Source organism: Pseudomonas sp. NFPP28 (assembly GCF_900115535.1).
Lineage (GTDB): Bacteria > Pseudomonadota > Gammaproteobacteria > Pseudomonadales > Pseudomonadaceae > Aquipseudomonas > Aquipseudomonas extremorientalis.
Genome location: NZ_FOWT01000004.1, coordinates 29,046 through 51,467 on the forward strand (window position 1 = coordinate 29,046; position 22,422 = coordinate 51,467).

At 61.3% G+C, this 22,422-nt stretch carries 14 protein-coding genes; 5 read left to right on the forward strand and 9 right to left on the reverse strand.

All coding sequences use genetic code 11. The features are described 5' to 3' along the window. Window positions 1–134: 134 nt before the first annotated feature. Both BM110_RS11640 and BM110_RS11645 read right to left on the reverse strand, forming a co-directional pair. Window positions 135–1,418, reverse strand: coding sequence for an L-pipecolate oxidase (locus BM110_RS11640; protein WP_092246640.1), 1,284 nt, complete (start codon window positions 1,416–1,418; stop codon window positions 135–137). A gap of 95 nt (window positions 1,419–1,513) precedes the next feature. Next, the gene (locus BM110_RS11645) at window positions 1,514–3,004 is read right to left on the reverse strand and encodes an L-piperidine-6-carboxylate dehydrogenase (RefSeq protein ID WP_058423442.1); all 1,491 of its coding nucleotides are present in this window, start codon (window positions 3,002–3,004) and stop codon (window positions 1,514–1,516) included. Between the two features lie 153 nt (window positions 3,005–3,157). Here BM110_RS11645 and BM110_RS11650 point away from each other — a divergent pair, with 153 nt between their 5' ends. From BM110_RS11650 to nadE, 3 genes are all read left to right on the forward strand, one after another. After that, window positions 3,158–4,048: a LysR family transcriptional regulator gene (locus BM110_RS11650; RefSeq protein ID WP_071491656.1), complete on the forward strand. Its 891-nt coding sequence runs from the start codon at window positions 3,158–3,160 to the stop codon at window positions 4,046–4,048. Window positions 4,049–4,269: 221 nt separating this feature from the next. Next, window positions 4,270–5,484, forward strand: coding sequence for a nicotinate phosphoribosyltransferase (pncB, locus tag BM110_RS11655; protein WP_065900159.1), 1,215 nt, complete (start codon window positions 4,270–4,272; stop codon window positions 5,482–5,484). A 3-nt stretch (window positions 5,485–5,487) separates the two neighbouring features. Further along, window positions 5,488–6,315, forward strand: a complete 828-nt coding sequence (nadE, locus tag BM110_RS11660; protein ID WP_093513433.1) for an ammonia-dependent NAD(+) synthetase — start codon at window positions 5,488–5,490, stop codon at window positions 6,313–6,315. Between the two features lie 98 nt (window positions 6,316–6,413). Here the strand turns inward: nadE and azu are convergent, their stop codons facing one another. Then, window positions 6,414–6,860, reverse strand: coding sequence for an azurin (gene azu, locus BM110_RS11665; RefSeq protein ID WP_010213586.1), 447 nt, complete (start codon window positions 6,858–6,860; stop codon window positions 6,414–6,416). Between the two features lie 332 nt (window positions 6,861–7,192). Here azu and BM110_RS11670 point away from each other — a divergent pair, with 332 nt between their 5' ends. Beyond that, window positions 7,193–7,375, forward strand: a complete 183-nt coding sequence (locus tag BM110_RS11670; RefSeq protein WP_093513434.1) for a hypothetical protein — start codon at window positions 7,193–7,195, stop codon at window positions 7,373–7,375. Between the two features lie 46 nt (window positions 7,376–7,421). Here the strand turns inward: BM110_RS11670 and BM110_RS11675 are convergent, their stop codons facing one another. The 6 genes from BM110_RS11675 to BM110_RS11700 all read right to left on the reverse strand — a co-directional run bounded on the left by BM110_RS11675 (window position 7,422) and on the right by BM110_RS11700 (window position 18,247). Continuing rightward, window positions 7,422–8,312 (reverse strand): transglutaminase family protein, encoded by an 891-nt coding sequence (locus BM110_RS11675; protein WP_092246636.1) that lies wholly within the window; start codon window positions 8,310–8,312, stop codon window positions 7,422–7,424. Continuing rightward, on the reverse strand, window positions 8,312–10,798 hold the full coding sequence (locus tag BM110_RS11680) for a circularly permuted type 2 ATP-grasp protein (protein WP_093513435.1): 2,487 nt from the start codon (window positions 10,796–10,798) through the stop codon (window positions 8,312–8,314). Before BM110_RS11680 ends, BM110_RS11675 begins: the two co-directional genes overlap by 1 nt. A gap of 96 nt (window positions 10,799–10,894) precedes the next feature. Then, window positions 10,895–14,185 (reverse strand): transglutaminase family protein, encoded by a 3,291-nt coding sequence (locus BM110_RS11685; protein WP_093513436.1) that lies wholly within the window; start codon window positions 14,183–14,185, stop codon window positions 10,895–10,897. 187 nt (window positions 14,186–14,372) lie between these two features. Next, entirely contained in the window at window positions 14,373–14,822 is a 450-nt protein-coding gene (locus tag BM110_RS11690; RefSeq protein ID WP_071491663.1) for a hypothetical protein, read from the reverse strand. After that, the gene (locus BM110_RS11695) at window positions 14,819–15,739 is read right to left on the reverse strand and encodes an Ssp4 family T6SS effector (RefSeq protein ID WP_071491664.1); all 921 of its coding nucleotides are present in this window, start codon (window positions 15,737–15,739) and stop codon (window positions 14,819–14,821) included. Before BM110_RS11695 ends, BM110_RS11690 begins: the two co-directional genes overlap by 4 nt. Before the next feature lie 204 nt (window positions 15,740–15,943). After that, window positions 15,944–18,247 (reverse strand): YgiQ family radical SAM protein, encoded by a 2,304-nt coding sequence (locus BM110_RS11700; RefSeq protein ID WP_071491665.1) that lies wholly within the window; start codon window positions 18,245–18,247, stop codon window positions 15,944–15,946. Between the two features lie 218 nt (window positions 18,248–18,465). Here BM110_RS11700 and BM110_RS11705 point away from each other — a divergent pair, with 218 nt between their 5' ends. Next, window positions 18,466–22,422, forward strand: coding sequence for a dermonecrotic toxin domain-containing protein (locus tag BM110_RS11705; RefSeq protein WP_093513437.1), 3,957 nt, complete (start codon window positions 18,466–18,468; stop codon window positions 22,420–22,422).

The following is a 22,422-nucleotide window of genomic DNA, read 5'->3' on the forward strand; positions in this document are numbered from 1 at the left end:
AACGACAGTTCCTACAGCTGTAACAACCTGCGTAACGGAACTGCACATTTACAGTGCGTGATTGCTACGACTTGCACCAATACAGATTAGTAGCCTGCTAAGAAAATGCAGGCTTTTGAGCGGTATTTCGCTGATCAGATCACGATCCTGAGGCATTGGCCGGCGTGATACAGCGAAAATCCTGCTTCATACAGACAGCTACGCAGCCCTACCCCGGAAAGCGGTTGCATGGGCGCGAAGGGAATCGGTAAAGCCTGGGGATTCTGGTGACACAAGTAGTCGGCAAACGCCTTGCCGACCACGCTGCCAGTGGTCACGCCACGACCGTTATAGCCCGTTACTGCCACAAGGCCCGGAGCGGGCTCGAACAGGCGCATCAAATGGTCCGGGGTGAAGGCGATGCAGCCGGTCCAGGTGTACTCCCACTGCACCGATTTGAGGTACGGGAAGTAATGCTGCTGCACCCGATCAGCCCACGCCTTGAGGAACCAGGTAGGTTTCTGGTTGCCGTTGCCCAGGCTGCCGAGTAGCAAGCGACCGTCAGCGTCGCGGCGGATGCTGCTCAGCACCTGGCGCGTATCCCAGGAGCCTTGGCCGCCGGGCAAAATCTGTTGGGCGGCTTCGTCTGTCAGCGGGGCTGATGCGACCTGGTAGTAGTAACCGGGGAAAAAGTTGCGCCGCAGCTCGGTCCATTCGCCTTCTGTGTAGGCGTTGGAGGCGATGACCACCTGTGCAGCCTGCACTGAGCCCTGGGCGGTCTGCACCGACCAGTGCGCACCTTGGCGCTCAAGTTGAGTAACCGGTGAATGATCGAACAACTGCCCGCCCAGCCCGACGGCAGCATTGGCAAGGCCGCTGGTGTAAGCCATCGGGTTCAGGGTGCCGGCACGCCGGTCCAGCAAGGCGGCGGCAATCTTTTTGGTACCGGTAGCCTGCTCGCAGGCCTGGCCGGTGAGCAGTTCCACTGGTGCGCCACGACGCTTCCATTGTTCTTCACGACTGCGCAGGTCCGCCTCGCCACGGGCGTTGTGCGCCATGTGCAAGGTGCCTTCACGGCGCAATTGGCAATCGATGTTGTATTTGTCGATCAGGCTGAACACCAGCGAGGGTGCCGCGCCCAGCATGCGGTTGAGCTGGCTGCCCACCGCCTCGCCGAAACCGGCTTCGATCTCGTCCGGCGGGATCCACAACCCGGCGTTGACCAGCCCCACGTTGCGCCCCGAACCGCCATGGCCAGTGCGATGCGCCTCCAGCACGGCCACGCTTTTACCCTGTTCCAGCAAATGAATGGCCGCCGACAGACCGGTAATACCGGCGCCGATCACGCACACATCCACCTTGACCTCGCCGTTGAGCCCAGCGCGATCCGGCCGGCTGGGGGTGAGGTGTTCCCACAAACATGTTTCGCGTAATGGCATTGCCAGACTCCGTGATGAAACCTAACAAACAGCTCGGTCAATGTAGGAGTGGGCTTGCCCCCTCCCACATGTTGATCTCATTCCGGCCAGCAGGATCAGTCAAACGTGATGCCCTGTGCCAGCGGCAACTCCAGCGAGTAGTTCACGGTATTGGTCTGGCGACGCATGTACCCGCGCCACGCGTCCGACCCGGATTCGCGCCCGCCGCCGGTCTCTTTCTCGCCACCGAACGCGCCGCCGATTTCCGCGCCGCTCGGGCCGATGTTGACGTTGGCGATGCCGCAGTCGCTGCCCACCGCCGACATGAACTGCTCGGCTTCACGCACGTCAGTGGTGAAGATGCACGACGACAAGCCTTGTGGCACGGCGTTGTTCAGGCGCAGGGCCTCGGCGAAGTCGGTGTAGCCGACCACGTAGAGAATCGGCGCGAAGGTCTCGGTGCACACCACATCGCTTTGCTCGGGCATTTCCACAATCGCCGGTGACACGTAGTAGGCATTCGGGAACTTGTCTTCCAACTGGCGCTTGCCGCCAAACACCTTGCCGCCTTCGCTCAGGGCCTGCTCCAGCGCGTCCTGCATAGCGTCGAAGCCGTGCTTGTCGATCAGCGGGCCGATCAGGTTGCCTTCCAGCGGGTGGCCGATGCGCACCTTGGAATAAGCCGCCTTGAGGCGAGTGACGATTTCTTCCTTGACCGATTCATGGGCGATCAGGCGGCGCAGTGTGGTGCAACGCTGACCGGCGGTACCAACGGCGCTGAACAGGATGGCGCGCACGGCCATGTCCAGGTCGGCGCTCGGGCCGAGGATCATCGCGTTGTTGCCGCCAAGTTCCAGGATGCTGCGGGCGAAGCGTGCGGCAACCTTTGGTGCCACTTCGCGGCCCATGCGCGTGCTGCCGGTGGCGCTGATCAGGGCGACACGCGGGTCGTCCACCAGCGCGGCACCGGCGTCACGGCCACCGATGATTACTTGGCTCAGGTACTGCGGGGCACCATCGAATTTTTTCAGCACGCGCTCGAACAGTGCCTGGCAGGCCAGGGCGGTGAGCGGGGTCTTTTCCGAGGGTTTCCAGATCACCGCGTTGCCGCACACCAGCGCCAGGGCGGTGTTCCACGCCCACACCGCCACCGGGAAGTTGAAGGCACTGATCACGCCGACCACACCCAGCGGGTGCCAGGTTTCACGCATGTGGTGGCCCGGACGCTCGGAGGCGATGGTCAAGCCGTACAACTGGCGCGACAGGCCGACGGCGAAGTCGCAAATGTCGATCATTTCCTGCACTTCGCCCAGGCCTTCCTGGGTGATCTTGCCAGCTTCCCAGGACACCAGCTCGCCCAGGTCGGCCTTGTATTCGCGCAACACATCGCCAAATTGGCGCACCAGTTCGCCACGGCGCGGCGCCGGTACTTTGCGCCAGGCCTCGAATGCATGCTCGGCGCGACTGACCTGCTGCTCCACCTCGGCGGCGCCCTCCCAGTGCACACTGCCGATACGGCTGCCATCGATCGGCGAATGCACAGGTTGTTTACCCGACTGGTACAACGCCGGGTTTACCCCGAGACGATCAAGCAATGCGGCTACCATGGGTCACTCCTTAAATTTCAAACAGAAAATTCGCACCGTCACACACACGGCGATCCAGGCCTTATTTGTAGCTGGCCCAAGACTTGCCAACAAACGACGATTAGGCGAGATATCATTCCGTTTATTCATGCAAAGAATAAAAAGAGGCGTGCCGTGCTGAATAAAAGACATTTGCCCTCGATCACTGCCCTGCAGTGCTTCGAAGCCGCCACCCGCCACCTGAGCTTTACCCGCGCCGCCGAGGAGCTGAACCTCACCCAGAGCGCCGTGAGCAAACAGGTGGCGCAGTTGGAAGAACTGTTGCAACACCTGCTGTTTCGCCGGGTGCGCCGCCGTTTGCAGATGACTCCGGCAGGCGACCTGTACCTGGTGGAAGTGCGCAAGATCCTCACCCAGGTGGAGATGTCCACCCACTACCTGCGCTCCTACGGCGGCGAGACCGAAGTATTGCGCGTGTCCACGCCCTACACCTTCGGCGCGCGCTGGCTGGTGCCGCGCCTCAAGGGTTGGCGCCTGCGTCACCCGCAGATCCACCTGGACCTGTGCAACGAGCAGGAGCCGGACGAACTGCTGCAAGGCAAGGCCGACATGGCCTTCTACTTCGGCCAGGGCTCACGCCCCGGTACCGAGAGCCTGAAATTGTTCAGCGAAGAGCTGGTACCGGTGTGTGCGCCGGAAAGCCTGCCGGCGCAGCCTTTGAGCGACCCCACGCAACTGAGCGGCCTGGTCCTGCTGCAAAACGCCTCGCGGCCCCAGGGCTGGCATGACTGGTTCGCCAGCCAGGGTTACCAGACCGAACACAGCTACCATGGGCCGCGCTTTGACACCTTCTATATGTGCATCCGGGCGGCGCAGGTGGGCTGCGGCGTGGCCTTGCTGCCGCGCTTCCTGGTGGAAGAGGAACTGGCCGACGGCAAGCTGGTGATCCCCTGGCAGCATGCGATGCCGAGCCAGGACGCGTATTACCTGGCCTACCCGGAGCATTCAGCAGAGGTGCCCAAGGTGCGTGATTTTGTGAAGTGGATGATGGAGCAGGTCATTTAGTGCCTGGAATACCGCCATCGAGGGCAAGTCGAATCGTCGCGCCGCCCCTCCCACATCTGAAACGCATTCCAAGTGTGGGAGGGGGCTTGCCCCCGATGAGGCCAGTGGTCCCACTGAAAAAAACACTGGCAAAACCCCACAGGTCTATGCGCCACTAGCCCCCTTCCTTAATTGTGCGTAAAGGTCGGCGCCCATCGCCGTCCCGTCTGGAGATTCCCGTTATGAGCGAGAGTGTGTTTGCCGATCGCATCGTGCAGAACTTGCTCGACACCGACTTCTACAAGCTGACCATGATGCAGGCGGTGCTGCACAACTACCCCAACGTGGAAGTTGAATGGGAGTTCCGTTGCCGTAACAGCGAAGACCTGCGCCCGTACCTGGCCGAGATCCGCTACCAGATCGAACGTCTTGCCGAGCTGAGCCTGAGCCCCGACCAACTGGGTTTCCTGGAGCGCATCAGCTTCATGAAGCCGGATTTTTTGCGCTTTCTCGGGCTGTTCCGCTTCAACCTGCGCTACGTGCAGACCGGCATCGAGAACGGTGAGCTGTTCATCCGCCTGCGCGGGCCGTGGCTGCATGTGATTCTGTTTGAAGTGCCGATGCTGGCCATCGTCAGCGAAGTGCGTAACCGCTACCGCTACCAGACGGTGATCCTCGAACAGGCCCGCGAGCAGTTGTACCGCAAGTTCGACTGGCTGACCGCCAACGCCAGCAGCGACGAGCTGTCCGAGCTGCAAGTGGCCGACTTCGGCACGCGCCGGCGCTTCTCGTACCGTGTGCAGGAAGAAGTGGTCAGTGTGCTCAAGCATGACTTCCCCGGGCGCTTTGTCGGCACCAGCAACGTGCATCTGGCCCGCGAATTCGATATGAAGCCGCTGGGCACCATGGCCCACGAATGGATCATGGCCCACCAGCAACTCGGCCCACGCCTGATCGACAGCCAGATCGCCGCGCTGGACTGCTGGGTCCGCGAATACCGTGGCCTGCTGGGCATCGCCCTGACCGACTGCATCACCACCGACGCGTTCCTCGGCGACTTCGACTTGTACTTCGCCAAGCTGTTCGACGGCCTGCGCCACGACTCCGGCGACCCGGTGCAGTGGGCGGAAAAAGCCATCGCCCACTACCACAAGCTCGGCATCGAGCCGATGAGCAAGACCCTGGTGTTCTCCGACAGTCTGTCACTGCCCAAGGCCCTGGAAATATTCCGCGCACTGCGTGGTCGGATCAATGTGAGCTTTGGCATCGGCACCAACCTGACCTGCGACATCCCGGGTGTCGAGCCGATGAGCATCGTGCTTAAAATGACCGCCTGCAATGGCCAGCCCGTCGCGAAGATCTCCGATGAAGCGGGCAAGACCCACTGCACCGACCCGAATTTCGTCGCCTATTTGCGTCACGTTTTCAAAGTACCTGCCCTATCCAGCAAGGAGTGAATCATGCAAGCCGTACAGCGTGAGATTGCGCAGCAGCTCAAGGTCCAAGCGCCGTTCAACGACCAGGCCGCACTTGAAGCCGAGGTTGCCCGTCGCGTGGGGTTTATCCAGGATTGCCTGTGCAATGCCGGGCTCAAGGCGCTGGTGCTGGGCATCAGCGGTGGTGTCGACTCCCTGACCGCCGGCCTGTTGGCCCAACGCGCGGTGAAAGAGCTGCGTGAAAATACCGGTGATGAGGCCTACCGCTTTATCGCGGTGCGCCTGCCCTACGAAACCCAGTTCGATGAAATCGACGCCACGGCCTCGGTGGACTTTATCGAGCCTGACGAGCGCCACACTGTGAACATCGGCCCGGCGGTCAAAGCCCTGGCCAATGAAGTGGCGGCGTTCGAAGGCAAGGCGGCGGTGTCCCGCGATTTCGTGCTGGGCAACACCAAGGCGCGCATGCGCATGGTGGCGCAGTACACCATCGCGGGCGCGACCGGTGGCCTGGTGATCGGCACCGACCATGCGGCGGAAGCGGTGATGGGCTTTTTCACCAAGTTCGGTGATGGGGCCTGCGATTTGGCACCGCTGAGCGGGCTGGTGAAGAACCAGGTGCGTGCGATTGCGCGGTACTTCGGGGCGCCGGAGTCGTTGGTGGAAAAAGTACCGACTGCGGACCTGGAAGACCTGTCGCCGGGCAAGCCGGACGAAGCGTCACATGGCGTGACCTACGCGGAGATCGATGCTTTCCTGCACGGCGAGCCGGTGCGTGAGGAAGCGTTCAGGATTATCTGCGAGACGTATCGCAAGACCGAGCACAAGCGGGTCATGCCGTTTGCGCCGTGAGGTAGGACGCCATCGGGGGCAAGCCCCCTCCCACACTTTGATTTGTGAACACATCCAAATGTGGGAGGGGGCTGCCCCCGATGAACGATGATGCGGTGTTACTTGACGGTCACAGTGCCTTTCATCATCGAGATGTGGCCTGGGAACGAGCAGAAGAACGCGTAGTCAGTCCCGGCGGCCAGCTTCGACACATCGAAGGTCACCGAGTCTTTCTCGCCAGCACCGATGATCTTGGTGTGGGCGATGATGCGGTCATCACCTGGTTTCAGGTAGTCCTTGTCGATACCGGCGGCCATGCCGTCAGTGGCAACCGGCTGCATGTTGGCGGCGCTGGTCAGCACCCAGTTGTGGCCCATGACGTTTTTCGGCAGGTTACCCGAATGAGTCAGCTCGACGGTGAATGTCTTGCAGCTCTTGTCGATTTCGATGGCTTTGGTGTTGAAGGACATTTGGTCGGTGGAGTCGACAGTGACCTTGCACTCTGCAGCAAGCAACTGGCCACTTGCCAGAGTCAGCAGGGAAACAGCAACGAGTTTGGCAAACATGTGAATCTCCAAGGCAGGGTTTAAAAAACGCGTAATGCGACAAGGGTGCCTGAAGCAGGCAGAAATTCTTATGACCTGAATCAACAGATTGTATACAACTTCAGGCTATCAGACTTATCGACACAATCAACCAGCCAAAGTGCCGCACGCTGATTATGATCGGCCCATCACCCACTGGAGTCCGAGCCATGCACCTCAATCAACTGTTCAACGGCCTGCTGGCCGCCTACGCCTGCGGTAAGTGAAGGCCAAGCGCACCTTGAAGCTGCTACCATGTCGTCCCAAGGCAGCTGCGCGCCGCCACCCTCACCTTCGACCTTAGAGGATCGCCCATGGCCAAACCTAATTACTCCTTCGCCAAACGTCAGAGAGACTTGGCCAAGGAACAGAAGAAAGAGGAAAAACTGCAACGCAAGAAAGCCGCTGCAGACGAAGAAGCTGGCGCACTGAACCCGGACGCTGATGCTGAAGTAACGAGCGACGAGACCGAAACATCAAAAGATCCGGCTGAATAATTTCCTTTGTGCTGAGCCGGCTGCTCCGGCTCGGCACAATCAACCATCATTCCAGCGGCATCACCGTCACCCGCACCTCCGGGTCATGGCTCCCTCCCCCCAGAATCACCCCCCGCAACGGCGACACATCGGAAAAGTCCCGGCCCCAGGCCAGGGTGATGTGCTCCAGTGCCGGCTGCACATTGTTCGTCGGATCAAAGTCCACCCAGCCTGAAACCGGGCAATACACCGAGACCCACGCATGGGACGCATCGGCGCCGATCAGCCGTGGCTGGCCGGGCGGTGGCTGGGTGAGCAGATAGCCACTGATGTAACGCGCCGCCAGGCCTCGGGAGCGCAGGCAGGCGAGCATCAGGTGGGCGAAGTCCTGGCACACGCCGCGACGGCGCTCCAGCACTTCCACCAGCGGCGTGGCCACCTGGGTGGCTTCGGCATCGAAGGTGAATTCGCTGAAGATCTTCTCCATCAATGCCCGCACGCCCAGCAGCAACGGCTTGCCAGGCGGGAAACAGCTTTCGGAGAACTCGACGAAGGTTTTCTTCAAGTGCACGTAGGGCGATTCGAAACGATAGCGGCAGGCTTCGATCAGCTCGCCGGACATCGGCTGGCTGCTGTAGGTCAGGCGGTCGCGGGTCTGGTCCCAGGCCGGCGATTGCTGGAAATCCAGCACCGGCCGCGCCAGCACTTCCACGGTCAGCCCGGCATTCACCAGCAGTTCGTCATGGGGCCGCTCGAACGCCAGGCGGGTGATGGGGTTGCCGAACACGTCCAGCTCATCGCGGCGCGACGACGGCTGCGGGCTGATATCCAGTTGCTGCGAGCTGCAACGCTGCCAGGCACACGGCCGTGGCCACAGGTGCGCCAGCTGCTGGGCCAGCGACACCGGGCTGTCGTAGTGGTAATGGGTATCGTGGAAAATCTGGTAGCGCGCACTCATCACACCGACACCGTTTGCTGGCTGACATCATCCACATGGGCAAAATGGCGCAAGGCCAGGCGATCCGACACTTGCCCACTCTCATCGGCCACTGCTTGCAGCAGGTCGGCCAGGCCGTCCAGTGCGGCACGCACGCTGGACTCGCCGAACAATGGGTTCTCCAGGCAGCCCAGGTCGAAGCGCGCCAGGCGCTCCACCAACGGGCCGAGGCCGGTTTCACGCGGCACGCCAAAGTCGTCGTTGAGACGGCGCAGGGTGCGGCTCACCAGTTTGAGCTGGAACAGCACCGCATGGGGGTTCTGTTCATCCAGCAGCAACAGATCGAGCACCGGGATCAACTGCGGCACCGCCAGGTAGCGCGAGCGATAGGTGATGCTGCTGTTGCCCAACTCCAACAACCACTCCAAGCCAGCCTGGTCAAACACTGCCACACCGCGCAGGAATGCCGCCAGGCTGCTGCTCAGGAATTGCAGGCGCTCGATGCGCCGGCCCATCATCAAAAAGCGCCAGCCTTCGTCGCGGGTCATGTCGTCCAGGGCGAACCCGGACAGCGCCGCCAGGGACATCACCAGGCGGTTGAGAAAGTCCAGCAATTCGCCAAAATCCGGGGTCTCGCTTTCCAGCTCCAGGGCTTCGCGTTGCAGCTCCACCAGGGCCTGCCAGTTCTCCCGGGACAGCTTGCCGCGCACCTGGGACGCCGCCCATTGCAAGCGTTGCAGGTTGGCGCGCAGGCTCGATGGCCAGTCATCGCCCAAGAGTGCGGCCTGCAAGCGCTCCGGTAACTCGCCCTCTTCCGGCAACAGGCGCAGGTTTTCGCCCAGCTCGACGGCGGCCTGCAAGGCCAGTGGATCGTCGCCGTCCACATAACGTGCCAGCACGATGCGCAGCCAACGCGCACTGTCGTCACAGCGTTCGCAGTAACGGCCGAACCAGAACAGGTTTTCCACTACGCGGGACGGCAGATAAGGGTCGCGTCGTACCAGATCATGGGCGCCGATTGCGCGTTGTGCGCGCCAATGTTCACCACCGGATGCGCGTTCACCGAGCACCCAGGTGTCCTTGCTGGCGCCGCCGCGTTGCATCGACACCACTTCGGCATCGGCTTCAGCGGCGACCCGTGTCAGGCCGCCGGGCAACACGCGATAACCGTCATCGCTGGCCACGGCGTACACGCGCATGCCGATGGCGCGGTGTTGCAAATGATCATCCTCGGTGTGCCACACCGGCGCCTGGGACAGCTGCGCCAACTCCTGGGCGACGTACGCGTAGGGCCGCGCGCGCATGCGCTCGGCCAGGGCTTGGCGCTGTTCTTCATTCAGGTCACGGCCAAATACCGGGGTGAAACTCTGCGACGGAAACGCAGGCTTGATCAGCAGCTCCGGCAGTTTTTCCAGGGCCTCGGCCAGTACCGGCGCTTCACCGCACCACCAGGTGGCGATGGACGGCAGGATCAGTTCTTCGCCAAACAGGAATTCGTTGATTTTCGGCAGGAAACCCAGCAAACCGGGGGACTCCAGCACACCGCTGCCCAAGGCATTGGCCACCAGCACGTTGCCTTGGCGCACCGCATCAAGCAGGCCGGGTACCCCGAGGGCGGAGTCGGTGCGCAGTTCCAGCGGGTCGCAGAAGTCATCATCCAGGCGACGCATGATTGCGTGCACCCGGCGCAGGCCGCTGAGGGTTTTCAGGAACACCGTGCTGTCACGCACGGTGAGGTCGCCGCCTTCCACCAGCGGGTAGCCGAGCTGGCGGGCGAGGTAGAGGTGCTCGAAGTAGCTTTCGTTGAACCGGCCAGGGGTGAGCAGCACGATCAACGGCGGCTGGTCATCGCCGGGCGCCTGGCGGGCCAGGGTTTCCTGCAAGGTGCGGAAGAAACCGGTGAGGTGCTGCACCTGCAAGTCGCGGTAAAGATCCGGAAAGGCGCGGGACACGATAGTGCGGTTTTCCAATGCATAACCGGCGCCCGACGGCGCCTGGGTACGGTCGGCGGTGACCCACCAGCGGCCATCCGGCGTGCGCGCAAGGTCCACGGCGTACAGGTGCAAAAAGGCACCGTCCGGCGGTTGGATACCCTGGCACGGCCACAGGAAGTTGTTATGCCCGAACACCAGCTCGGCCGGCAGCAAGCCTTCCTTGATCAGGCGTTGCGGGCCATACAGGTCGGCAAGCACGGCATTGAGCAGGCGTGCACGCTGGGCGATACCGGCGCACAGGTGCTGCCATTCATCGGCGGCCAGCACATGGGGCAGCAGGTCCAATTCCCAGGGGCGGTCGGCGCCCTTGGGGTCGGCGTAGACATTGTAGGTCACGCCGTTTTCCTGGATCTGCCGGGTCAGCAGCGCCTGGCGCTGGGCCAATTGTGCAGGCGTGCTGCGTTGCAGGTGGTCGAGCAGGCGCTGCCAATGGGCACGCACTGCGCCACTGTCGTCCAGCAGTTCGTGATAAGTGCCCGCGGTCAGCGGGTAACGGTCGAGCAAGTCGGACATGGAACGCTCGGCAGGGACAAGGGGGCTCAGATTAACTCAAATTCACTGCAATCCACTGTGGGAGGGGGCTTGCCCTCTCCCACACTTAAACAGTGTTCAGTCATTTTTATTGGGGAAACGCCGCATATCCAGGGTCATCGGTAATTCATCGTTGATGGTTACCGTCGGTACGGGGAGCTTGCCGGGGCTATGCCCAAGCCGGAAAAACCGCGCCATCCGCCGGCTCTCCGCCTCATTGGCATTTACCGGCAAGCTGTCGTAATTGCGTCCACCCGGATGGGCGACGTGGTACTGGCAGCCGCCCAACGAGCGCTGCATCCAGGTATCCAGCAGATCGAACACCAAGGGCGCATGCACCGGGATGGTCGGTTGCAGGCAGTTGGCCGGTTGCCAGGCGCGATAACGCACGCCGGCGACAAACTCACCGACGCGCCCGGTGGCCTGCAGCGGCACCGGGATGCCGTTGCAGGTCAGCAGGTAGCGTTGCGGTGGCAGCCCGGTCAACTTGACTTGCAGGCGCTCCAGCGACGAATCCACATAGCGAACCGTACCGCCCACCGCGCCCTCCTCGCCCAGTACATGCCAGGGCTCCAGGGCCTGGCGCAGTTCCAGTTCGATACCGCTGACGGCGTAGTCGCCAACCTTGGGAAAACGGAACTCCAGGTGCGCGGCAAACCACTCGGCGCGCAGCGGGTAGCCGGCTGCGTTGAGCTCGACGATCACATCGGCAAAATCCTGCTCGATAAAGTGCGGCAACAGGAAGCGGTCGTGCAACTCGGTGCCCCAGCGCGCCAGCTTCGGCGGTGCATAGGGCTCGCGCCAGAAGCGCGCGACCAAGGCACGCAGCAGCAGTTGTTGGGTCAGGCTCATGCGTGCATGGGGCGGCATCTCGAATGCACGCAGTTCCAGCAGGCCCAGGCGGCCGGTAGCGCCATCCGGTGAGTAGAGTTTGTCGATGCAGAATTCGGCGCGGTGAGTGTTGCCGGTCACGTCGATCAGCAGGTTGCGCAGCAGGCGGTCGACCAGCCAGGGCGGGCATTCTTCGCCGGGAGCAGGCATTTGCGCGAAGGCGATTTCCAGCTCATACAGCGCATCGTTGCGCGCCTCGTCCACCCGAGGCGCCTGGGAGGTCGGGCCGATGAACAGGCCGGAAAACAGGTAGGACAACGAAGGATGGTTGTGCCAGTAGCTGATCAAGCTGCGCAGCAGATCGGGGCGACGCAGGAACGGCGAATCCTTGGGCGTGGCGCCACCGAGCACGAAATGGTTACCGCCACCGGTGCCGGTATGGCGCCCGTCGATCATGAATTTCTCGGTGGTCAGGCGGGTTTGCCGCGCCTCTTCGTAGAGGAACTCGGTGCGCTCCACCAACTCGTCCCAGGAGGCGGACGGCTGCACGTTGACCTCGATCACACCCGGGTCCGGCGTGACGCGAAAGTTGCTCAGGCGCGAATCGGCCGGTGGCTCGTAGCCTTCGAGCAAGACCGGGCAGTGCAGTTCTTCAGCGGTGGCTTCGATGGCCGCCACCAGTTCCAGATAGTCCTCGACGCGCTCCAGCGGCGGCATGAACAGATAGAGCCGCCCTTCCCGCGCTTCGGCGCACAGTGCGGTGCGGGTCAGCCAGTCGGCGGACTCGTCCACCTTGGGTACACGTTCATCACTCGGCGCAGGTTCGCCATGGCTTTGCAGTTGGGCGGTGGACGGCAGCTCGGGCTGATCCTGGTTAGGGTCCGTCGGGTGCACAAACGGATACTCCGCCGCCGTCACCCACGGCTGCGAAGCCAACGGCAGGCGATAGCCCAGGGGAGAATCTCCCGGCACCAAACGGCAGTGGTTATCGCGCAGGTACCAGCGACCACTCTGCCAACGATCATTGGCAGGCGTACGCGCCAGCGGCAGTACTTGCCCGATGATTTTATCCAGGCCCTGGGCGAACACCTTGCGCAGGCGTTCGCGCTCCAGTTCATCGCCCAGGCGCGGGTCCTGGGCGGTGACGTTCTGCGGCAGCGCGCCTTCGCGCCACAGGTAATAGAAATTGTCTTCGAAGGCCGGGAACACAAAGCGTGCCGGCAGCTTAAGGCGTTCGGCGACGCTGGCCAGGAAACGCCCGGCCATCACGCCGTCCGCACCGTAATCCTCTTGCTCATCGGCGATCAACGCGCTGTTGTGCCAGATCGGCACGCCGTCACGGCGCCAGTAGCAGTTGAGCGACCAGCGCGGCAGTTGCTCGCCGGGGTACCACTTGCCCTGGCCGAAGTGCACCAGCCCTTTGGGCGCGTAGTGCTTGCGCATGCGCTGGAACAGCTCGGCGGACAGGCGGCGTTTGTCCGGGCCGAGGGCGGCGGTGTTCCATTCGGCGCCGTCGGGATCGTCGATGGAGACAAAGGTCGGCTCGCCGCCCATGGTCAGGCGGACATCGTCCTTGAGCAGGTCGCCATCGATCTGCCGTCCCAGTGCCTGAATCGCCAGCCACTGTTCCTCGGTGTAGGGCTTGGTGACCCGTGGGGCCTCCCAAATCCTCTCTACAGACATTTCGTGGGTGAATTCACACTCGCAGGGTTCCACCAGCCCACTGATCGGCGCGGCAGATGAGGGATCGGGACTGCAGGCCAACGGGATATGCCCTTCACCGGCGAACAGCCCGGAGGTGGCATCCAGGCCGATCCAACCGGCGCCGGGCAAATACACTTCGCACCAGGCGTGCAGGTCGGTGAAGTCCACTTCGGTGCCGGACGGGCCGTCGAGGGCTTTGACGTCGGCGGTCAACTGGATCAGATAGCCAGACACAAACCGCGCCGCCAAGCCCAGGTTGCGCAGCAATTGCACCAGCAGCCAGGCCGAATCACGGCAGGAGCCGGAGGCGTTTTCCAGGGTGAATTCCGGCGTCTGCACGCCCGGTTCCATGCGGATCAGGTAGCCGATGTCGGCCGCCAGGCGCTGATTGAGGCCCACCAGGAAATCCACGGCCGGCAACGGCGTACGGTCGATGCCCGCAAGGTACGCGGCGAACTTCGGCGTCAGCGGCAGGGTTTCCAGGTACGGCGCCAGCTCGCGTTGTTCATCGGCGGCATAGCTAAAGGGGATTTTTTCGGCGTAGGGTTCAAGGAAAAAGTCGAACGGGTTGAACACCGCCATCTCGGCAACCAGGTCGACCTCGATGCGCAGCTCATCGGTCTTTTCCGGGAACACCAACCGCGCCAGGTAATTGCCCTGGGGGTCTTGCTGCCAATTGATAAAATGCTGCTCGGGCAGCACTTTCAGCGCGTAGGACAGAATCCGCGTGCGGCTATGGGCGGCCGGACGCAACCGTACAATCTGCGGGCCGAGTTCGACAGCACGGTCGTAGCGGTAATGCGTAACGTGGTGCAACGCGACATGAATCGACACGGCGGCCTCCTGCGAGCCAGGGCATGGACACAAAGCGCGCAAGACTTATGCCAGAGCGGCGGTCATTGCGCTTTATCGTGGGACCCAGTGCAGTACAGCACCAAAACGGCGCCAACGGCGATGCTCTGGTGCAAGTGACGCACATATTTGTGGCGCGGGTGTGAAGGTGGGTGGGGAATCTACCCAATCAGCCGGTTTTGCGCTTGGCGATCACGGCTTGGCGCAGGTGGCGTATTTCAAGCAGCTTCTGGCGCATCTCTCGTTGAACCTTGCTGTTAAGTGTCAATAATCCGAGCAATGGGAATAACAGCGCCAACCCATAAAGAATTTTGTGAGGCTGGAATTGAATCATCGGAACTACAAACAGCAGACAGGCGACGTAGATGCCGACCATCACCCACACCCAGGAGGGGCGGCCCCGCAAAATCATAAAGTTGCTATGGACCGTCAACAGAATGAGCAGCGCCCCGGCAGACATGATCTTGAGCCCCACTTGAGCAATGGGCGCATCACGAAAATAGGTGATGAACGCCAGCGCCACAGCCAACGCCAAAGAAAAACACGCAGCAAATACGCCGCCCATAAACGTCAGAAAATATTGCCTGAAAAAGTCGCGTAGCGTCATTAACTCGTTCATTCGTTTATTTCCTCGTACAACCCAATCGCGATGGTATTGACGTTTCCGGAGTACGCACTCCCGCCAAATCCTACGGTTGCGCCGAGGACGTCTTTGATCTGGGTCGTGGTGCTGTGCTTGAGCTGCGTAGGGGTGAAACGCTTGGTGAGTTCGCCCGACGCCTGCCGCAATTTGAGCATCTTGGCGGTCAAGCTGGGATGGTTGATGCTCAGCAGCTCTTTCGTCAGCTTGGCTCTTTCCTGGCGATTCAAACCGCGAAGCACATCACGCAGGCTCTTGCCCGTCGATGCTTTGGCAGCCCTGACCAGCTTGACCGTCGTCAGGGCCGAACCGCCTACGCCAGCCAGTGAAACGGCGTCCAGCACAACGGATGCATTCTGGTACCAGCCCTCACTGTCGAGCCAATCGTTTACCTCCGGTTTGGCGACCTCAAGCGCTGTTCGAGCAATGCCGTTAAAGCACTGAAGCGTACTCGCGCCGGCGGCCGCATACCCCACTACAACGATGACGGAACTGGCGCCAGCGCTGAAAGGCACCAGAATGGTTCCACTGGCGATCGCAGCCCAACTGATGACCGCCCCCAAGCAGGAGATTCCGGTATTCACGGCTTCGCCAATCAGTCGCGACTCTCGAGGATTGCTCACGACATGTTGAGCAAACTGTGTTGGCGCAATGTACTTCTGCGCTTCACGCAAAATGATGCGCTTGGGCTTGATGCTGCAGATGGGCTTGAATTCGCGCAGGGTAATGACGTTGAAGTCGGCGTCGATGTATACGACGCCTGCGCCAACGATACCTGGATCGGCGTCGATGGCCGCAAACAGGCGCGGAAGGTTGATCTGGCTTTCGATGCGCTGGCGCGCCATGAACTGAGAGCGGTTGGAGTCCATGCCGATGGAGGCCAGGGGGTTAGCCATAAGTGTTCTTCCTTGAGAATGATGGTGACCAGGCGGGCCCCATCGCGGGCAAGCCCACTCCCACATTTGGAATGCATTCTCCTGTGGGAGCCGGGCTTGCCCGCGATGGCTTTCTAATGGGCGCCACCTTAGCAAACAGGTTACCCAACAGCTAGAAAGCAAAACGCCAGCACGAGGCTGGCGTCTGGCATGTTCAGGCTGCGATCAACGCGGCACGACCGGCTTGCGCGCAGGCTTGCCGCCCTTGCCCTTGGCCGCATCGGCACGCTCCTTGGCGGCCTGCTTGTTGCGCGCCTGGGCCGCGGCCTTGGCTTGTTCACGCTTGTCCCATGGGTTGCTGCCGTCACTGCCGCGCGGCGGCAGGCCGGTGTGCTGGGTGAGGATCCTGGTGGTGGTTTCCTTGGCGACCTTGTGGCTGCCGGCCGGCGTCGAGTTCTTGCGACGGGCGCTCTGGTAGCTGTCGGTGCTCGGCTGGTGCAACGGGATCAGTTGGTCCTTGCCCGGCCCGATCAGGTCGGCGCGGCCCATGCGGGTCAGTGCCTCACGCAGCATCGGCCAGCCTTTCGGGTCGTGGTAGCGCAGGAACGCCTTGTGCAGGCGGCGCTGCTCTTCGCTCTTGACGATCGTTACCGCGTCGCTCTTGTAGGTGACCTTGCGCAGCGGGTTCTTGCCCGAGTGATACATGGCCGTGGCGGTGGCCATCGGCGACGGGTAGAACGCCTGTACCTGGTCGGCGCGGAAGCCGTTGCCCTTGAGCCACAGGGCCAGGTTCATCATGTCTTCATCGGTGGTACCCGGGTGGGCGGCGATGAAGTACGGAATCAGGTACTGCTCCTTGCCCGCTTCCTTGGTGTACTTCTCGAACATGCGCTTGAACTTGTCATAGCTGCCAATGCCCGGCTTCATCATCTGGTTGAGCGGACCTTCCTCGGTGTGTTCCGGGGCGATCTTGAGGTAGCCGCCGACGTGGTGGGTGACCAGCTCTTTCACGTATTCCGGCGACTCGACGGCCAGGTCGTAGCGCAGGCCGGAGGCGATCAGGATCTTCTTCACACCCGGCAACGCACGGGCGCTGCGGTACAGTTGGATCAACGACGAGTGGTCAGTGTTCAGGTTCGGGCAGATACCGGGGAACACGCACGACGGCTTGCGGCACGCGGATTCGATTTCCGGGCTCTTGCAGGCGATGCGGTACATGTTCGCGGTCGGACCGCCGAGGTCGGAGATCACGCCGGTAAAGCCGGGGACCTTGTCGCGGATCTCTTCGATCTCGCGAATGATCGACTCTTCGGAACGGTTCTGGATGATGCGGCCTTCGTGCTCGGTGATGGAGCAGAAAGTGCAGCCGCCGAAGCAGCCACGCATGATGTTCACCGAGAAGCGGATCATGTCGTAGGCCGGGATTTTTTCCTTGCCGTACGCGGGGTGCGGGACGCGGGCGTACGGCATGCCGAACACGTAGTCCATTTCTTCGGTGGTCATCGGAATGGGTGGCGGGTTGAACCACACGTCCACTTCGCCGTGCTTCTGCACCAGGGCGCGGGCGTTGCCTGGGTTGGTTTCCAGGTGCAGCACGCGGTTGGCGTGGGCGTAGAGCACCGCATCGCCACGGACTTTCTCCACCGATGGCAGGCGGATCACGGTCTTGTCGCGGGTCATCTTCGGGCTGGCCAGGATCTGCACGACCTTGGCTTCTTCCGGATCATCCTGCGGCCCTTTTTCCTGCTCGATGGCGCAGGCCTGGGTGTCCTGGGTGTTGACGTACGGGTTGATGATCTTGTCGATCTTGCCCGGACGGTCGATACGCGTGGAGTCCACTTCATACCAGCCGGCCGGCGTGTCGCGACGGATGAACGCGGTACCGCGCACATCGGTGATGTCTTCGATCTTGTGGCCCCACGACAGGCGCTGGGCGACTTCGACGATGGCGCGCTCGGCGTTGCCGTACAGCAGGATATCGGCGGTGGCGTCGATCAGGATCGAATTGCGCACCCGGTCCTGCCAGTAGTCGTAGTGGGCGATGCGACGCAGGGAGGCTTCGATGCCGCCGAGTACGATCGGCACGTTCTTGTAGGCTTCCTTGCACCGCTGGCTGTACACCAGGCTGGCGCGATCCGGGCGTTTGCCGGCCATGCCGCCTGGGGTGTAGGCGTCGTCGGAGCGGATTTTCTTGTCGGCGGTGTAGCGGTTGATCATGGAGTCCATGTTGCCGGCCGCGACGCCGAAGAACAGGTTCGGCTCGCCGAGCTTCATGAAGTCGTCTTTGGACTGCCAGTTCGGCTGGGCAATGATCCCGACGCGGAAGCCCTGGGACTCCAGCAGCCGGCCGATGATCGCCATGCCGAACGACGGATGGTCAACGTAGGCATCACCGGTGACGATGATGATGTCGCAGGAATCCCAGCCAAGCTGATCCATCTCCTCCCTGCTCATCGGCAGGAATGGCGCTGGACCGAAACATTCGGCCCAGTACTTGGGATAGTCAAATAACGGCTTGGCTGTTTGCATGACGGTGACCGGTGTTGAGATGGAAAATCGCGGGCGCGGAATATAGCACAAATTTTGACCAATTCCGACGGTAATGGTCGGCTTTTACCCTGGCATCACTTTTCCCCGGTACTCATAGCCGGATTTGCAGGGGGCAAGGGCCTAATCCGCTAGCCCCATCCCCGGAAACACCCTGGATAGGCTGTCAGGATTCAACTAGCCTTTTCATGGAAACCCAGATGAGCAGTAATCCCGCGCCTCCACTGGTAACACCCGACGCCCACGCCGCCTTCATCCAGACCCAACTCCCCACTTGGCTCACCGACTCCCCCGCAGACACCCGCGCAGCCCTGCGCGCCAACCTGCTCAAGAGCAATCAATCCAGGCACAAGATCCAAGAACTCCTCAGGCAACTGCAAAGCCCCGAGGCGTTCGCTTTTCCGCTGTTTGAGCAGGCGCTGCGCCGCGAATACCTGACGCTGCTGAATGCGAAGACTTCGGTCCTGGTGCGCGAATGGAAAAACCATCACCTGTTCGGGCTGCTACGCACCCACGCACGCACCACTGAACAATCCCTTTTGGAGGCGGCCCTGCAGAACTTCGAGGCTTCGGAAGCAGAGGACGGCGGCATGGAGACCGGGACCGAGCTTTTCAACATCACCCAGGACTCACGATTTCCTTCGTTGATTTCCGCGACGCTCTTCGCCGGTTTTTGCCGCAAACTGGACCTGGGCGGGCAATACCTCAAGCATATTCGCACGGTCATCAGCACCAATCTGTCGGTACGCCGGTTCTTTCGCGAGCACGAACAGCAGCGTTTCAACGTTGCCTTGCTCCTGGCCTACCTCAAGAAGAAGATGCCGAAAACCCTTTACGAAGAATTGGTCGAGCTCTCCGAGCGCGGACACCACGTGTCCTTCGACTGCTTTCACCTGACGCTTGGTGGAGTGGTGTTGCCTGACGTCCTGGTCATCGTTGACGTCCGGGCAGAAACCGGACCGCTTCTCTACACACCTGAAGACCCGATCGAGGCACTTCGCCAGCACCCCTCGATGGACGACCTGGAAACTCAACTCGTTAAACGCCTGATGCGACCGGACTACCTGGCCTTCTTCAAGCGGCTGGCCCCAGTGCATCAGCGAGAATCGCTGCTGCATGTAAAGCCCATGTGGATTGATTGGCTGCCCATCGGCTCACCCGGGAAAATCAAGCCAGCGCAGCTGGACAAACCGCTGACCCTGACCAAAATCACCGGCAATCTGTTCCACGCCATCATCCTGCGACGGTTTTCCCAGATAGAAAGCGACGCTTGCGAAGTCGCGGTCCCGACGGCACAGGTTGATGCCATCAGCCGACAAAAACGCCTGCAGTTCTATGCCGACCTGGGTAAATCCCTGCTGTTCTTTGCCGCATCCTTCGTGCCAATCGTCGGGGAGGTTCTGCTGGTCGTTACCGCCGCCCAATTGATCGGCACGGTCTATAACGGCTTTGCCGCCTGGAGCCGGGGCGATAGCCAACAGGCGCTCGACGACCTGCTGGACGTGGTGGATAACGTTGCCATGGCCGTAGCGACCGCCGGCGTGATCAAGGCAGGACGCTTTACGGCGGGCCTCGTGAAAGTTCAGGTACGCAATCAGGGCTGGCGCCTCTGGCACTCTGACTTGGAACCCTACCAACACCCCGCGACATTGCCTGAACACGTGGTTGCCGATAAACAAGGTATCTATCAATACCAACAGCAGTCGTATCTAAAACTGGATGATCACCCCCATGCCATTCAGCGCTCACCCGATGGCACACGATGGGAGTTGTCACACCCCAGCGATCCGCACGCTTATTCACCTCCCCTGTTGAACAACGAAGCCGGCGGCTGGCGCCATGTGCACGAAACGCCAGAGGATTGGGACACGCTCAAACTGATCAAGCGCCTGGGCCCAGATGCGGCCAACATAACCCAACCGTCCGTAGAGCCCATCCTGCTGATCAGCGGGCTGGACAGCACCACATTGCGCCAAGCCCATCAAGAGATGGTGCGCCCTGCGCCCTTGCTGTGCGATACGGTTACACACTTCAACCTGGACCAGGAAATCAATGATTTCAACCTGAGCCGTGCCGAGGGCACCTCCGTGACGGCTCACTCGCCGCTGATTCAAGCCCACCTGCTCACCTCGCTGCCCGAATGGCCCGCCACTTACGGGCTGAAGGTGGTCGACCAGCAGCAACAGACCGTGATGCAGTTCGGTCAGGGCAACGTCGAAATCAAGGTCAGCGAAGACCGTTTCAGAAAGGGCGAGTTATTGCATGCCATAGAGGCGCAAATGCCTCAGACCGCGTTCAATAATCTGCTGCCCTCCTCGCCTATCGACTACTTCAGTAAAACCGAAAACCTTGCCCTGAGATTGAGCAAGCAGGCCGCACAGAAAAAACAATGGCTGTTTTCTCAACTCAACGCGGCCAATGAAGCCGCGGTCACACCCACCGAAAAAAGTCTGCGCACACTGATGCCGCAACTGTCCAAACGACATCTTGAAGAGATAGAGCGCACACTCCCAGCAAGCAAACGCCAACGCTTGCAAGCGGGAGACAGCCTGGACCCCGTATCGCTCGAAGAAGCAGACCACTACACAAAGATGGCAAAGGTCGCCCAGCTGCAAGAGAGCATTTTCCTCAATACCTTGCGCAACCGGGAAAGCGTGCAATTGATGCTTTACACACTGGAGCAGATACCCGGTTGGCCTGGGTCGCGCCGGATTGATGTGTATGACGACAGTACCGAGGGGCCGCTTCTGGGGAGTATCGGTAACGCGGATGCCACTTCGAGCCATACGCTGATCCGCAAAGGCGAGCTATACGCGCTTCACGCCTCACCAGATACCCTCCCCCCCCCACTGACCGATCTGCCTCACGCAATCGAGCAAACACTTTCCCCCTTGGAGCACCGTGCACTGCTGCGCCAATCGGGTGCGGATTCGTTTGAGCAGGCCCTGCACAAATCCGGCAAGTCACTGATGGCCAGCAGCCTTCCGCGTCTGCGCGGCAAGCCCCTTACCCTCGAAACCCGGCCCTCGGCAGGGTTGCCACTTGACCCCTTGTTCGCCGAACCAACCCCTCCGGCCGGACTGACAAGGCTGGCTGACCAGACCTTTCAAGCGCCGCCACTGCCTGACGGAAGTTTTCGCTATTACGTCCAGGACGAGCAGAACTACTACCAGATCAAAAAAGACCCGCAGGGATGGCGACTGGTCGATGCGCGTAGCCGTTTCCGGGCCTATTCGCCCTATCTGCGCAAAAACGCCAACGGGGGTTGGGAAATCGACCCCGCCAAAGGTGGGTTGCCGGGCGGAGGGGGCTCGCCTGCGCCATCACTCGAAAGCGTCGACTCCATTGACGGGTATGGGTCGGCACACTCGTCCAATTCTTACGGATCAGCCGAGGAAGGCACTGTAGACGCACTCTACACTCCTCAGGAATTGGCCTACATGCGCACCGAGCGCAGCTACCAGCACAGCCAGAACTATCGGCGTATTTATGACCGCGCCAACTGTGGCCGCTACCCACTGCGCGATGAAAATGGTCAGCCCATGCGGATCCGACTCATGCAAGCCCAAGGGAAGTCGTTAACGTCCGGCACGGTATTCAGCAAAGACCAGCTGCTGCCCTACATCCGCTGGGAAGGTTATGAAAACGTCGCGCGCCTGTATGAAGACAAGCTTGAGGTTTTACCCTTCACCGCCGCTCATCAAAAATTCCCCCAGGAGGCCGCAATGATCGGCGAAGCCACGGTCATCACGCGGCGCCCGCTGAGCAAGGGCGAAGCGCTGGGCGTGTATGGAGGGGACATCCTGCCGTTTTTCGTGGCGAAGGCGCGCCGAGATCCTTATCTGATGGCCGTCAAGGATGTGAGGCCTGTGTCGCCCCACGCGCTCAACACTCAGCCGGTACTGTCCGGCGACAACGCGTTGTCGAGGATCAATACCATTTTTGAATATGAGGCCGATGTTCCGGTGCGACAGGCCGCCTCGGGCTACAACGTTGAGGCGGCAAAATTCAGGGTCCAGGCCCAGGTCGGCAACCGACAGGATCAAATGATACTCACCGGATTATTTGCCAGCGAATCTATTCCCGCCGGCACTGAGTTGCGCTGGAACTACCAATACGACGAAGCCACCATCCGTGCGCTGTTTGCCCGGCCGTAA

Coding starts and splice junctions, on each gene's coding strand:
- BM110_RS11705 (WP_093513437.1), top strand. CDS start 18,466: ATGAGCAGTAATCCCGCGCCTCCACTGGTAACACCCGACGCCCACGCC.
- nadE (WP_093513433.1), top strand. CDS start 5,488: ATGCAAGCCGTACAGCGTGAGATTGCGCAGCAGCTCAAGGTCCAAGCG.
- BM110_RS11695 (WP_071491664.1), bottom strand. CDS start 15,739: ATGGCTAACCCCCTGGCCTCCATCGGCATGGACTCCAACCGCTCTCAG.
- BM110_RS11690 (WP_071491663.1), bottom strand. CDS start 14,822: ATGAACGAGTTAATGACGCTACGCGACTTTTTCAGGCAATATTTTCTG.
- azu (WP_010213586.1), bottom strand. CDS start 6,860: ATGTTTGCCAAACTCGTTGCTGTTTCCCTGCTGACTCTGGCAAGTGGC.
- BM110_RS11680 (WP_093513435.1), bottom strand. CDS start 10,798: ATGTCCGACTTGCTCGACCGTTACCCGCTGACCGCGGGCACTTATCAC.
- BM110_RS11645 (WP_058423442.1), bottom strand. CDS start 3,004: ATGGTAGCCGCATTGCTTGATCGTCTCGGGGTAAACCCGGCGTTGTAC.
- BM110_RS11670 (WP_093513434.1), top strand. CDS start 7,193: ATGGCCAAACCTAATTACTCCTTCGCCAAACGTCAGAGAGACTTGGCC.
- BM110_RS11700 (WP_071491665.1), bottom strand. CDS start 18,247: ATGCAAACAGCCAAGCCGTTATTTGACTATCCCAAGTACTGGGCCGAA.
- pncB (WP_065900159.1), top strand. CDS start 4,270: ATGAGCGAGAGTGTGTTTGCCGATCGCATCGTGCAGAACTTGCTCGAC.
- BM110_RS11675 (WP_092246636.1), bottom strand. CDS start 8,312: ATGAGTGCGCGCTACCAGATTTTCCACGATACCCATTACCACTACGAC.
- BM110_RS11640 (WP_092246640.1), bottom strand. CDS start 1,418: ATGCCATTACGCGAAACATGTTTGTGGGAACACCTCACCCCCAGCCGG.